This is a genomic window from Phenylobacterium sp. (assembly GCF_004799395.1).
In the GTDB taxonomy this organism is placed as follows: Bacteria; Pseudomonadota; Alphaproteobacteria; order Caulobacterales; family Caulobacteraceae; genus Phenylobacterium.
On the sequence record NZ_SSMZ01000080.1, the window covers coordinates 44,969 to 57,149 of the forward strand.

Consider the following 12,181-nt stretch of genomic DNA (forward strand, 5'->3'; position numbering starts at 1 on the left):
CAGGCTGAGTCCGGCTTTCTTCACCTCCGTCGTCTGATAGTCTGCGCGGCCTTGGGGATGGCGCATGCGGCAACGGACATCGCTGGCAGTCTTGGCGGCGTTCGCGCTGGGCCTTTCGGCCGGCGCGGCGCGCGCGGTGGATGAGGGCAGGCTGAAGAACCTGTCGGCGCCGGCGCCGATCTCGGTGACGGCCCTGCCGGCCGATGCGCGGACGGTGAAATTCGCCAAGCTCGTGGTGCAGCTGAAGCCCGAACCCTGGGCCTTCCTGCGTAACAAGGACAGCCTCGCAGACGACCGCCTGATCAGCGCGCAGGACGGGCAGAAGGCGATCAGCCCCGGCCTCTTCGCCCAGATCTTCGAGGAGGAGCTGAAGAAGGCCAGCGGCAGGACCGCGACCGCCGGCGGCCTCTTCACCACCGAGGCGCCGGCGCCGCCGGAGTTGCTGGCGGCGGCCAAGATCACCGACATGCAAGGGCGGTTCTGCAAGAGCTGCGGCCTGATCCTCTCCAGTGGCCGCTGGGAGGGCGCGGTGGTGATGACCGCCCACTGGGAGGTCTATTCCGTCGCCGAGCAGAAGGTGGTCGTCGCCGCCGACATCACCAGCGGCTTCAACGCGCCGTCGAAGGGCATCGACGGCGATCCCAGCCTGATGATCAACGACGCCTTCCGCGACAATGTCCGCCGGCTGATCGACTTCGTCGACTTCCGCCGCGCGGTCGCGGCGCCGGCGCAGGCGGCGCTCCCCTCCACGCCGCCGCCGTCGACGCTCGCGACGCTCGGCCTGGTGGCGGCCAAGCCCAAGCCGGGCATCGCCCAGGCCTCGCTTTCCGTCGCCCTGGTGATCTCGCCGCAGGGCTCGGGCAGCGGTTTCCTGGTCTCCGACGATGGCCTGCTGATCACCAACCACCACGTCGTGGGCGCCGCCAAGGTCGTGCGGCTGAAGTGGCCGGACGGCGGCGAGACCATCGGCGAAGTGCTGCGCAGCGACCCGCACCGCGACGTGGCCCTGATCCGCACCGCCCCGGGCGGCCGGCCGGCGCTGGGCCTGCGCCACGCCGCCGTCCAGCAGGGCGAGACGGTATTCGCCATCGGCTCGCCGCTCGGCGCCCAATTCCAGAACACCATGAGCAAGGGCATCGTCTCGGCGCTGCGCAACCAGCAGGGCCAGGCCTTCATCCAGAGCGACGTGATGGTCAATCACGGCTCCTCCGGCGGGCCGCTGCTTGACGAGACCGGCCGGGTGATCGGCCTCACCGCCTCGGGCCAGATGGTCAACGAGGCCCCGGTGGGCATCAACTTCTTCATCCCCATCGACGACGCGCTGAAGACCCTGAACGTCACCGCGCCGCCCGAACCTGCGGTCCGCGAAGCCGACCGCAAACCCTGACCCGAAGGATGCCGCCCATGCGCCGCCGCGCGTTCCTGACTGCCGCCGCCGCCGCCGCGGTGGCGGGTTCCGCCCTCGCCTCCGGCCTGGCCCGCGCCGCCGCGCCGACGGGCCTGACCTCCATGACCAAGGACGCCAGGCCGATCTCCCGCGAGGAACGGATGGCGCGGATCGGCAAGCTGCAGCGCCTGATGTCCGAGCAGGGTGTCGGAGGCATGATCATGGAGTCCGGTTCCAGCCTGGAATACTTCACGGGCGTCCAGTGGCGCCGCTCCGAGCGGACCACCGCGGCGGTGATCCCCGCCAAGGGCGAGCCGGTGCTGGTGACGCCGGCGTTCGAGGAGCCCTCCGTACGCGAAACCCTGGCGGTCGGCGGCGAGGTGCGCCCCTGGAACGAACATGAGAGCCCCTTCGCGTTGCTGGCCGGCGCGCTGCGCGACCGCGGCGCGGGCGTTGGCAAGATCGCCTTCGAGGACACCACGCGGCTCTACATCGTCGACGGCGTGCGCGCCGCCGCGCCGGGGCTGAGCATCGTCTCGGGCACCGCCCTGGTCCGCGCCTGCCGGCTGATCAAATCGCCCGCCGAACTGGCGCTGATGCAGACCGCCAACGACGTGACCCTGGCGGCGCTGCGCCACGTCCACGCCAATGTCCATGCTGGCATGAACCCCGGCGAGATCGGCGGGCTGATGAACACCGCGACGTCGGCGCTGGGCGGTTCGCCGGAGTTCTCCCTGGTGCTGATCAACGAGGCCAGCGCCTATCCGCACGGCTCCAAGCAGCCGCAGACCCTGCGCGACGGCTCGGTGATCCTGATGGACGTGGGTTGCACGGTGCATGGCTACCAGTCCGATATTTCCCGGACCTGGGTCATGGGCTCGCCCACCGCCAGGCACCGCAAGGTCTGGGACACCGTCAAGCGCGGCCAGGAGATCGCGCTCGCCGCGGCCAAGCCGGGCGTTCCGGTCGGGACGATCGACGACGCCGTGCGCGCCTACTACGAGAAGGAGGGCTGGGGCCCCGGCTACAAGCTGCCGGGCCTGTCGCACCGCACCGGCCATGGCATCGGCCTGGACGGCCACGAGCCGCCCTATCTGGTGCACGGCGATGCGACGCCGCTGGAGGCCGGCATGTGCTTCTCCGACGAGCCGGGCATCTACATCCCAGGCGAGTTCGGCATCCGGCTGGAGGATTGCTGGCGGATGACCGAGACCGGTCCGAAGCTGTTCACCCCCTTCGCCAGGTCCATCGACGACCCGATCTAGCATCAGGGTTAGCGGCTTGGCCGTACCTTAGATCAACCACGCTCGTTGACCGGCGCTACATCTTTGCGCGGTTTGATGGCGGTCTCGATTGAGGGGGGCTCCTCGATCGGAGGCGGACGTGACCGACCCGGAGCGGCCTGACGCGGCGAACGACGACCTGGGCGCAAATCCGCGCCGCCGTGGCCCGGCGGCGGCGCCCGACGAGCGCCGGGAACTCGACCACCGCCTGGCCAACAGCCTGCAGCTCGCCGCCGATTTCCTGATCTTCGCCCAGCTTCGGGTGATGGACGCCGAGGCCCGCACCGTGCTGCGCGAGACGGCCGACCGGCTCTCGGCGGTCGGCCAGATGCACCGGTTCATGGCGATCCGCCGCGGGCCGCAGGTCGACCTGGCGGCATTCCTGGCCGAGCTGGGCGAGCTGATCGCCGAGAGCACCGGCCTCGCCTGCGATGTCGACGCCGAGCCCGTCGAGGTCCCCGGCGACCTCGCCCAGCACCTGGCGATCGCGGTCAACGAACTGGCGATGAACGCCGCCAAGCACGCCTATGCCTGGGGCGAGCGCGGCCCCCTGCACATCATCTGCCGCCGTCAGGGGAGCGGTCGCCTGCGCCTGACCGTCGCCGACGAGGGCCGAGGCCTCGGCGAGGCTTTCAACGGCCCCCGGCTCGGCGGCCTGGGCATGGCCATCGTCCAGGCGGTAGTGCGCCAGCTGGACGGCCTGTTCGAGGCAGTCAGCGACCACGGCGCGCGCTTCACCCTGAGCGTCCCCCTGCCCGGGACGCCGCCTCCGGCGCCCCGCTCCTTCGCGCCGCCGGGCGCCGAGGACTGAACCCTAGCCCTTCGCGTCCTGGATCGCCGAGAGCTTCCAGGGACCCCCGATCTGACGGACGAAGGTCCAGAGTTCGGTGGTCTGGCTGGGGGTGTCGGGATCGCCGCTCAGCACCGCGCCGGTCGTGCGGTCGCGCATCAGGTCGACGCTCTCGTAGCGCATCGACGCGGTTGCATATTCCACGTCGTTCTCGCGCCAGGCTTCGCCCACGTCGGCCTGCAGGAGGCGCGTGCCGCTGACCTCGTTGCGGCGCCCATGGGTGGCGTTCTCGCTGAGCTCTTCAGACAGGTAGGAGACGATCTCCGGCGTGCAGTGCTCGCGCAAGGCCGCGTAGTCTTCGCGCCCGAACGCGTCCTGGATCTCCTTCAGCAGGCCCTCGAAGGTCGCCTGATCCTGCGGGGTGATCGGAGTCTCCCAGCTGGGGCCCGTGGTGGGCACATAGGGCGCCGCCGCCGGACCGCCGCCGAAGCCCGTGCCGCCGAACGGGCCACCGCCGAACCCTGCGCCGGCGCCGCCGAACGGCTGCGGACCGCCGCCATAGGACGGCTGCTCGAAGGCCGAATAGCCGCTGCGCCGGCGGATCAGGCGCATGACGAAACTGACGATGAAGAACAGCACCAGCAGCTGGATCAGGATGGTCAGCAGGCCGCCCCCGCCGCCGCCCCATCCGGAGCCGCCCCAGCCGCCGCCCCAGTGGTGGCCGAACAGGCCGCCGATCAGACCGCCGGCCACTAGGCCGCCCATGAAGCCGCCAAAGGGGCTGCGCCCGAAGGGACCGCCGCCATAGCCGTAACCCGGCTGATAGCCTGAGTAGCCCGGCATGCCGGGTTGCGGTGCAAAGGCTCCGCCCGGCGTGGCCGAGGGCGAGGTCATGGACCGCTGCACCGGGGCTGTGGAGCCGGGTGCGGTGGCGGTGGGCGCCGGCGCGGAATAGGTGCGCGATCCGCGGCTGCCGAAACTGCCGCCGCGCCGGGCGTCGGCCGGCGCCGCCACCAGCATGCAAACCGCCAGCGCCATGCCGAGCGCGGCGGAAATCTTGGTCCGAAGACGCGTCATCTAAAATTCTCCCCTGACGTCTTTCATGTAAGTCGCCGCCGCCGGCCCCGCCAGATGAGGCCGCTGCATCACAAAGCCGCGATCCCTGCCGCGTCGCGACGCGAGGATCGGTCCGGGCTTGACCGTGGCGGCTTGCGTCACGACCTTCCGCAATCAGCCAGACCGGAGCGCGTCGTGAATCCCTTTCCCGAAGACATCTTCACCGAGCCGGAAGACGTCGATCCAAACACCCTGGCCAACCTCGGCCCGCTCGCGCGCCTCGCCGGGATCTGGCAGGGCAAGAAGGGCGTCGACCTCAACCCCAAGGCCGACGGACCCGAGCGGCGCGTCTATCTCGAGCGCATCGAGATGCAGCCGATCGACCCGCAGGCCAACGGCCCGCAGCTGTTCTATGGCCTGCGCTACCACGTTCATATCAACACCGAGGAAGAGGACATCACTTTCCACGACCAGGTGGGCTACTGGCTGTGGGAGCCGGCGACCGGGCTGATCCTGCAGACCGTGGCGATCCCCCGCGGCCAGGTGGTGCTGGCCGGCGGCGTCGCGGCGCCCGACGGCTCGGGCCTCAGCGTCAGCGCGCGCCGCGGCTCGACCGAGCACGGCATCGCTTCCACCGCCTTCCTGGAATACGCCTTCCGCACCGACGCCTACGATCTGAAGGTGACCTTCAATCCCGATGGAAGCTGGTCCTACGTCTCGGAAACCATGCTCACTGTGCGCGGCCGCGCCGAGCCGTTCCGCCACCTCGACATCAACCGCCTGACGAAGATCGGCGAGCCCACGCCAAACCCGCTGGCGCTGATCGGCGCGGCCCAGCCGGCCTGATTGGAACGTCAGGCGCCGGGCTTCTCGCCGCGCCGGTCGGGCGTGTCCTGGATCGGCATGTCGATGTCGCGCAGCCCCGAAGCCTTCAGGGCGGTATGGATGTCGCCCGGCCCGTTGACGTCGGTGGTGGTGGTGAAGCTGAAGCCGGCCGGTAGGGCGCGATGTTCGGACTCATTCTGGAAACCGCCCTGCGCGCCGGCGTTTAGCGCCAGCTTGTAGGTCTTGCCCGGCTCAGCGGTGCAAAGAAGGACGAAGGTCTTGCGGTCGTCCAGCAGACGCGCGGTCTTCAGGCACGGCAGCGGCTCGGCGCCGGCCGAGGAGGTGACGTCGAAGCCGGTCTGCAGCATCGATTGGTCGAAGGTCACGCTGAGCACAAGCAAGCCCGGGGCGATCGCCGCGCCGGCGGCCGGATAGGATTTGACCAGCTTGGGCGCCTCGCTTCTCGGGAAGACGGTGAGCGGCGAGACAGTGGCCGGCGGCGGCGGCGGGCCAGGTGCCACGGCGGGCGGCGCGGCGGCGGCGGCGCTGCTGGCAAGGGCGGCGGCGAGGATCGAGGCGGCAAGACGCATGGCCTTAAGACCCTGCCGCCCAACCGCGACCGGAACAAGGCCTCACCGCATCACCAGCGTTTCAGCTGGCTGGCGCAGGTCACCGGACAAAGGGACCGTCCAAAGACGATCCTCTTCGACATTGATGGCGGTCGGCGATCAGGCGCTCTGCAGCGCCTTCCGATGGCGGTAGGTCATTGCGCCGACGGCGAAGAACCCCAGGATCATCATCGCCCAGGTCGAGGGCTCGGGAGCCGCCGAAGAACTGATCGTGGGAAAGGTCGCGGTCCAGTAGCCGGCCGTCGGGTATCCGGCGTAGGGATCTGCATTGTTGAGGGCGTTGAACTGGTCGGCCACGCTCGTCAGGGTTTGTCCCGAGGGCGTGTGGGCTACGGCGTCGACGGGAGGTTCAATGCCGCACGCAGCGAACTCGGGCCGGCTAATCCTCTGGGCCTGCTCCGCAGCGTGTCAGCGATAGTCAAAATCCGGACCTCGCCACCGCCCACGCCTCTGCTAACACTGCGAAGTCCAGCCGGGGAGCGCCTATCCAGATGAACCGCCGCAACTTCATCGCCGCTGTGCCAGCCGCCGCATTTTCCGGCCGCGCATTCGCCACCAGCCGGCAGGAGAACCCGGTGCGGGATCGGCCGGATGTGCATGGCGGGGACCGGATCGACGGGGCGACATGGGCGTCGCGCAGTCCGGCCTGGGGGCTGCACGGGGCGGCGGCGACGGCGCATCCGCTGGCGACGCTGGCGGCCATCGAAATCCTCAAGGCCGGCGGCTCGGCGGTGGACGCCGCGGTCTGCGCCAACGCGGTGCTGGGCTTCGGCGAGCCGATCTCCTGCGGGGTCGGCGGCGACTGCTTCGCCATGCTCTGGGACCCCAAGAGCCGCAAGGTGCTGGGGATCAACGGTTCGGGACGCAGCCCCAAGACCCTGACGCTCGCCGAACAGCGCAAGCGCGCCAACGCCAAGGGCCTGATCAATTCCTACGGCGCCGTGTCGGTCAGCGTCCCGGGCGCGGTCGACGCCTGGTGGACCTTGCACCAGAGGTTCGGGAAGCTACCGTGGAAGGACCTCTTCCAGCCGGCCATCCGCCACGCCGAGGAAGGCGCTCCGGTCGTCCAGAACGTGGCCTTCTACGTCGGCTCCTCGGAACGGATTTTCAACAAGCCCGAAAGCCACATCGAGGAGGCGGCCAATTTCAACGCGCTTTGGGCTCCCGACGGCAAAACCCCGCGCGAGGGAGAGGTGTTCCGCAATCCGATGCTGGCCCACACCTACCGGCTGATCGCCGAGGGCGGCGGCCGCGCCTTCTACGAGGGCGAGATCGCCGACAGGATCGAGGCCTATTTCAAGCGCATCGGCGGCTGGATGACCAAGGCGGACCTCGCCGCCCACCAAACCGAATGGGTCGAACCGCATTCGATCAACTACCGAGGGACCGACGTCTGGGGCCTGCCGCCCAACAGTCAGGGCCTCGTCACCCTGCAGATGCTCAACATCATGGAGCAGTTCGACATCAAGGGGATGGGCTTCCAGTCGGCCATGACCCTGCACCACGAGGTGGAAGCCAAGCGCCTGGCGTTCGAGGACCGGGCAAGGTTCTACGCCGACCCGAACTTCTACAAGCAGCCCACCGAGTGGCTGTTGTCGAAGGCGTACGCCAAGCAGCGTGCGGCCCTCATCCGGTCGGACAAGATCCTGGACCCCGCCTACGCCGGTCAGGCGCCAAGCCATGGCGACACCACCTATTTCACCGTCGCCGACAAGGACGGGATGATGGTCAGCCAGATCCAGTCCAACTACCGCGGCATGGGCTCGGGCCTGATGCCGGACGGGCTGGGCTTCATGTTCCAGAATCGCGGGGAACTGTTCGCGCTTCAGGACGGGCACCCCAACATCTATGCGCCGGGCAAGCGGCCGTTCCAGACCATCATCCCCGGCTTCGCCACCCGCGGCGGCGAGCCGGTGCTGAGCTTCGGCGTCATGGGCGGGGACATGCAGCCGCAGGGGCAGGCGCAAGTGATCTCCAACCTGATCGACTTCGATTTAGGCCTGCAGGAGGCGGGCGATGCGCCCCGCTGGCACCACGAGGGCGGCAACGAACCCACCGGCGAACAGCTGGGCAATCCCGGCAAGCTCAACCTGGAGACCGGCGTGCCGGACGCCACCAAGAAGGCGCTCGCCGAGCTCGGCTGGCCGCTCGCGCCCAACCCCGGCGTCTATGGTGGCTACGAGGCGATCCAGCGCCACCCCGGCCGCTACGCCGCCGCCACCGAGATGCGCAAGGACGGGACCGCGCTGGCTTACTGATGGCCCCGAGGTTCTTCGCCACCGCCGCAGAGTGGCGCGCCGGGCTGGAGGCCAACCACGCCACGGCGTCGGAGCTGTCGGTCGGCTTCTGGAAGGTGGGATCGGGCAAGGCTTCTATGACCTGGCCGCAGAGCGTGGACGAGGCGCTGAGCTTCGGCTGGATCGACGGCGTGCGGCACCGGATCGACGATACGGCCTACCGCATCCGCTTCACGCCGCGCAAAGCCGGCGGCGTCTGGAGCCAGGTGAACCTGAAGCGCTTCGCCGAGCTCGACGCGCAGGGCCGCATCTCGCGGGCCGGCCGCGCCGCCTGGGAAACCGGCAAGGCGCGGACCCAGGTCTATTCCTACGAGCGCCCGGCAGGCGAGCTGGCGGCCGACGAGCTGGCGGCGTTCCAGGGCCTCGCCGCCGCCTGGGCCTTCTTCCAGGCCCAGCCGCCGGGCTACCGCAAGCTCACCATCCACCGCATCCTGGCGGCCAAGACCGCGCCGACCCGGGCCCAGCGGCTGGCGCTGTTGATTGACGCATCGGGCGCGGGGCGCAGACTGGCGACCGCAACCCGGATGGAGCCGAAATGACCGCCGACGAAATGGACGCCATCGTCATGGCCTTCCCGATGGCTGAGAAGGGGATCAGCTACGGCCGGCCGTCCTACAAGGTGAACGGCAAGTTCTTCACCCGGCTGCGCCGCGAGGACGAGTCCATGGTGCTGATGGAGGTGAGCTTCGACGAGCGCGAGATGCTGCTGGAGGCCGAGCCTGGCACTTTCCACTTCACCGCGCACTACAAGGACTACCCGGCGGTGCTGGCGCGGATCGCCGCCCTGCACCCCGGCTCGCTGAAGGGTTTCCTCGAACGCCGCTGGCGCAAGGTCGCGCCGAAGAAGCTGGTCAAAGAGTACGACGCGGCGAACGGCGCCTGAGCCCTGACGTCGCAGGGGCCCGCGCGGCGTAGCGGCGGCGCTCACCTTTTGGTAGGCAATCTGCAACTTATAAGCGAACAGCGGCAATGGCGCCGGAGTACCTCAGGCGTGCAGCGTTTCATCTTGCAGCAGAACATCGACCGGTTCCGGGCGCGTATGGCCGGCTCGGTGGACGAGGGCGACCGGCGCCGCGTCCAGGCCATGCTGGCCACGGTCGAGCGGGAGCTTGCCCTGTTGGAGGCCACCGAGGCCGGCGCCGGCGCACCGCCCTGGCCGATCGGCGCCAGGGAGAGCCTCGCCTCCAGCCAGGCCGGGTTTGTCGCCAACTTCCGCCGCGAGTTCGGCGCCTCCCCGCGTGTCGCCTATCTCATCGACCCAGCGCCCGGCCTGAACTTCGTGGACGTGAATGCGGCCTTCGAGGCGGCCACCGGGCTGCTGCGAGATGAGGTCGTCGGCCGGCCGCTGTTCATGATGTTCCCGGAAAACCCCGGCGATGAGACCGCCGGCGGCGTCTCGCACATTTACGCCTCGCTGCGCAGGGTCGCCGAGACGGGGCGGCCGCACGCCATGCCGGTGCTGCGCTACGATGTGCGCGACGCCCATGGGCTGTTTGTTGAGCGCCACTGGCGGCTGGTGAACACCCCGCTGCACAACGAAGACGGACGGCTGATCTACCTGTTGCACATCGTCGATGAAGTGACCGACGAGATCCTCAAGGCTCGACCTTCGGCCGCCTAGAACTCGTCCTCGATGCTGGCGCGGAACTGCTCGAAGACCTCCCTGGCGCGTTCCTCCGGCGTCTGCTGTGGGTCGGCCTGGGTGGGCGGAGCCGGTCCGGCGGCGGCGCCGGTCAGGCGGCCGACCACCGCGCCGTTCTGCACCAGCAACACCTCCTCGCCCGCCTCCGTCCCGGCCAGCAGGGCGGCGAGTTTGGGCGGCAGGTCATCGAGGTCGATGCGCTTCATGGCGCCGATCCTAGACCCGGCGCGGCCGCGCCTCTAGGGTCCGGCCCGGTTCGGAGGGGCCATGGCCTACAAGTCGCTGCGCGAATTCCTGAAGACGCTCGAGGCGGCGGGCGAACTGGTGCGCGTCACCGAGCCGGTCTCGACTGTCCTGCAGATGACCGAGATCCACCGCCGACTGCTGGCGCAGGGCGGCCCTGCAGTGCTGTTCGAGAACGTCATCCGCGCCGACGGCGAACGTTCGCCGATGCCCTGCCTGATAAACCTGTTCGGGACGGTGAAGCGGGTGGCCATGGGCGTGACGCTGGAGGGCCGCGCACGGACCACGGCGGCCGACCTGCGCGAGGTCGGCGAGTTGCTGGCCTTCCTTCGCGCGCCGGAGCCGCCGCGGGGCTTCAAAGACGCCATGGAAATGCTGCCGCTCGCCAAGACGGTGATGTCCATGCGCCCGGCGACGGTGAAGTCCGCACCGGTGCAGCAGGTGGTCTGGACCGGCGACAAGATCGATCTCAACAAGCTGCCGATCCAGACCTGCTGGCCAGGTGAACCGGCGCCGCTGATCACCTGGCCGCTGGTGGTCACCAAGGGTCCGTCCACGACGCGCGAGGACGACTATAACCTCGGCATCTACCGCATGCAGGTGACCGGCAAGGACACCACCATCATGCGCTGGCTGGCCCACCGCGGCGGCGCCCAGCACCACCGCCGTTGGAAGGCCGAAGGCAAGCGCGAGCCCCTGCCCGCCTGCGCGGTCATCGGCGCCGATCCCGGCACGATACTCGCCGCCGTGACACCGGTCCCGGACACGCTGTCCGAGTACCAGTTCGCCGGCCTGCTGCGCGGCGCCAAGGTCGACCTGGTTCCGGCCAAGACCGTGCCGCTCCTGGTGCCGGCCCAGGCGGAAATCGTGATAGAAGGTCATGTATTACTTGATGAATATGCCGACGAGGGCCCCTACGGCGACCACACCGGCTACTACAATTCCGTCGAGCGGTTCCCGATCTTCCAGGTCAGCGCCATCACCATGCGCAGGGACCCGATCTACCTGACCACCTTCACGGGCCGACCGCCGGACGAGCCCTCGGTTCTGGGCGAGGCGCTGAACGAGGTGTTCATCCCGTTGTTGCGCCAGCAGTTCCCGGAGATCGTCGACTTCTGGCTGCCGCCGGAGGGCTGTTCCTACCGGATCGCCGTGGTGTCGATGAAGAAGGCCTACGCCGGCCACGCCAAGCGCGTGATGATGGGAGTCTGGAGCTATCTGCGGCAGTTCATGTACACCAAGTGGGTGATCGTCGTGGACGACGACATAAACGCCCGCGACTGGAAGGACGTCATGTGGGCGATCTCCACCCGCATGGACCCGGCCCGCGACATTACCGTCGTCGAGAACACCCCCATCGACTACCTGGACTTCGCCTCGCCTGAGAGCGGCCTGGGCTCGAAGATCGGCCTCGACGCCACCGACAAATGGCCGCCGGAAACCCACCGCGAGTGGGGCCGCAAGCTCGCCATGGACGAGGCCACGGTGGCGGACGTCAGCGAGATGTGGGCGCGCCTGGGCCTCCCGGGCTCCGGAAAGCCGGTCGGTTGAGCTTGCGGGTCGCCGCGAAGCGCGCGCAGGTTCGCGGCTGAGGGAAAACGCCATGGACGCCATGCCTTCCGCCCACGCCGCCGCCCTATGGGTCGGACTGCATCTGATCCTGCTCCTGGTGCTGTCGGTGCTGGTGGTGCGCCAGCGGCGCAAGCATCAGGTGGTGCTTGGCGACGCCGATATCCCGCAGCTGGCCCAGGCGGTGCGGGCTTTCGGCAACGCCACGGAGTATGTGCCGGGCGGCCTGATCGCCATCGCCGTGCTGGCGATGGCCGGTGCGCCGCCGATGGTGGTGCACGCCGTGGGGCTGACCCTGTTCGCGGGCCGGGTGGGCCATGCGGTGGGCCTCAGCCGCAGCGGCGGCTCCTCGATCTTGCGTTCGGCGGGCGTGATCCTGACCTGGCTGGCCTATATCCTGGGCGGGGTCGCGCTGATCTTCTACGCGATACCTTAGCTTGTTCCTGGCCCCGGGCTCCGC

14 protein-coding genes are annotated in these 12,181 nt (G+C 69.2%); 10 read left to right on the top strand and 4 right to left on the bottom strand.

What is annotated here, in order from left to right; all coding sequences use genetic code 11:
• Positions 1 to 64 precede the first annotated feature (64 nt).
• The 3 genes from E8A12_RS05625 (at position 65) to E8A12_RS05635 (ending at position 3,481) form a co-directional block, all read left to right on the top strand.
• Entirely contained in the window at positions 65 to 1,387 is a 1,323-nt protein-coding gene (locus E8A12_RS05625; protein ID WP_293366863.1) for a trypsin-like peptidase domain-containing protein, read from the top strand.
• 17 nt (positions 1,388 to 1,404) lie between these two features.
• Positions 1,405 to 2,652 carry a Xaa-Pro peptidase family protein gene (locus E8A12_RS05630; RefSeq protein ID WP_293366864.1) on the top strand — a complete coding sequence of 416 codons (1,248 nt, stop codon included), beginning with the start codon at positions 1,405 to 1,407 and terminating at the stop codon, positions 2,650 to 2,652.
• Positions 2,653 to 2,770: 118 nt separating this feature from the next.
• The gene (locus E8A12_RS05635) at positions 2,771 to 3,481 is read left to right on the top strand and encodes a sensor histidine kinase (protein WP_293366865.1); all 711 of its coding nucleotides are present in this window, start codon (positions 2,771 to 2,773) and stop codon (positions 3,479 to 3,481) included.
• A gap of 3 nt (positions 3,482 to 3,484) precedes the next feature.
• On the opposite strand, the gene E8A12_RS05640 is transcribed toward E8A12_RS05635, so the two are convergent.
• On the bottom strand, positions 3,485 to 4,537 hold the full coding sequence (locus tag E8A12_RS05640; protein WP_293366867.1) for a TIM44-like domain-containing protein: 1,053 nt from the start codon (positions 4,535 to 4,537) through the stop codon (positions 3,485 to 3,487).
• A gap of 174 nt (positions 4,538 to 4,711) precedes the next feature.
• Here E8A12_RS05640 and E8A12_RS05645 point away from each other — a divergent pair, with 174 nt between their 5' ends.
• Positions 4,712 to 5,362, top strand: coding sequence for a heme-binding beta-barrel domain-containing protein (locus E8A12_RS05645; protein ID WP_293366869.1), 651 nt, complete (start codon positions 4,712 to 4,714; stop codon positions 5,360 to 5,362).
• An 8-nt stretch (positions 5,363 to 5,370) separates the two neighbouring features.
• On the opposite strand, the gene E8A12_RS05650 is transcribed toward E8A12_RS05645, so the two are convergent.
• Entirely contained in the window at positions 5,371 to 5,931 is a 561-nt protein-coding gene (locus E8A12_RS05650; protein WP_293366871.1) for a hypothetical protein, read from the bottom strand.
• 138 nt (positions 5,932 to 6,069) lie between these two features.
• Positions 6,070 to 6,267, bottom strand: a complete 198-nt coding sequence (locus E8A12_RS05655; RefSeq protein ID WP_293366872.1) for a PEPxxWA-CTERM sorting domain-containing protein — start codon at positions 6,265 to 6,267, stop codon at positions 6,070 to 6,072.
• A gap of 194 nt (positions 6,268 to 6,461) precedes the next feature.
• Between E8A12_RS05655 and E8A12_RS05660 the strand changes: the two genes are divergently transcribed.
• From E8A12_RS05660 to E8A12_RS05675, 4 genes are all read left to right on the top strand, one after another.
• The gene (locus E8A12_RS05660; RefSeq protein WP_293366873.1) at positions 6,462 to 8,228 is read left to right on the top strand and encodes a gamma-glutamyltransferase family protein; all 1,767 of its coding nucleotides are present in this window, start codon (positions 6,462 to 6,464) and stop codon (positions 8,226 to 8,228) included.
• Positions 8,228 to 8,806, top strand: a complete 579-nt coding sequence (locus E8A12_RS05665; RefSeq protein WP_293366874.1) for a YdeI/OmpD-associated family protein — start codon at positions 8,228 to 8,230, stop codon at positions 8,804 to 8,806. The genes E8A12_RS05660 and E8A12_RS05665 overlap by 1 nt, the downstream gene beginning before the upstream one ends.
• On the top strand, positions 8,803 to 9,150 hold the full coding sequence (locus E8A12_RS05670) for an MmcQ/YjbR family DNA-binding protein (RefSeq protein WP_293366876.1): 348 nt from the start codon (positions 8,803 to 8,805) through the stop codon (positions 9,148 to 9,150). The genes E8A12_RS05665 and E8A12_RS05670 overlap by 4 nt, the downstream gene beginning before the upstream one ends.
• 108 nt (positions 9,151 to 9,258) lie before the next feature.
• The gene (locus tag E8A12_RS05675) at positions 9,259 to 9,888 is read left to right on the top strand and encodes a PAS domain-containing protein (protein ID WP_293366877.1); all 630 of its coding nucleotides are present in this window, start codon (positions 9,259 to 9,261) and stop codon (positions 9,886 to 9,888) included.
• Here E8A12_RS05675 and E8A12_RS05680 read toward each other — a convergent pair.
• A complete protein-coding gene (locus E8A12_RS05680; protein WP_293366879.1) occupies positions 9,885 to 10,115 on the bottom strand; it encodes a hypothetical protein in 231 nt (76 codons plus the stop codon). The two genes, E8A12_RS05675 and E8A12_RS05680, sit on opposite strands and share 4 nt — an antisense overlap.
• Positions 10,116 to 10,176: 61 nt before the next feature.
• On the opposite strand from E8A12_RS05680, the gene E8A12_RS05685 reads away from it, so the two are divergent.
• Entirely contained in the window at positions 10,177 to 11,703 is a 1,527-nt protein-coding gene (locus E8A12_RS05685; protein WP_293366880.1) for a UbiD family decarboxylase, read from the top strand.
• A gap of 52 nt (positions 11,704 to 11,755) precedes the next feature.
• On the top strand, positions 11,756 to 12,157 hold the full coding sequence (locus tag E8A12_RS05690) for an MAPEG family protein (RefSeq protein ID WP_293366881.1): 402 nt from the start codon (positions 11,756 to 11,758) through the stop codon (positions 12,155 to 12,157).
• The last annotated feature ends 24 nt before the right edge of the window (positions 12,158 to 12,181 follow it).

Excerpts from the sequence above, each read along its gene's own strand:
- E8A12_RS05680 (WP_293366879.1), bottom strand. The coding sequence starts at position 10,115 with ATGAAGCGCATCGACCTCGATGACCTGCCGCCCAAACTCGCCGCCCTG.
- E8A12_RS05650 (WP_293366871.1), bottom strand. The coding sequence starts at position 5,931 with ATGCGTCTTGCCGCCTCGATCCTCGCCGCCGCCCTTGCCAGCAGCGCC.
- E8A12_RS05630 (WP_293366864.1), top strand. The coding sequence starts at position 1,405 with ATGCGCCGCCGCGCGTTCCTGACTGCCGCCGCCGCCGCCGCGGTGGCG.
- E8A12_RS05690 (WP_293366881.1), top strand. The coding sequence starts at position 11,756 with ATGGACGCCATGCCTTCCGCCCACGCCGCCGCCCTATGGGTCGGACTG.
- E8A12_RS05640 (WP_293366867.1), bottom strand. The coding sequence starts at position 4,537 with ATGACGCGTCTTCGGACCAAGATTTCCGCCGCGCTCGGCATGGCGCTG.
- E8A12_RS05670 (WP_293366876.1), top strand. The coding sequence starts at position 8,803 with ATGACCGCCGACGAAATGGACGCCATCGTCATGGCCTTCCCGATGGCT.
- E8A12_RS05685 (WP_293366880.1), top strand. The coding sequence starts at position 10,177 with ATGGCCTACAAGTCGCTGCGCGAATTCCTGAAGACGCTCGAGGCGGCG.
- E8A12_RS05665 (WP_293366874.1), top strand. The coding sequence starts at position 8,228 with ATGGCCCCGAGGTTCTTCGCCACCGCCGCAGAGTGGCGCGCCGGGCTG.
- E8A12_RS05625 (WP_293366863.1), top strand. The coding sequence starts at position 65 with ATGCGGCAACGGACATCGCTGGCAGTCTTGGCGGCGTTCGCGCTGGGC.
- E8A12_RS05660 (WP_293366873.1), top strand. The coding sequence starts at position 6,462 with ATGAACCGCCGCAACTTCATCGCCGCTGTGCCAGCCGCCGCATTTTCC.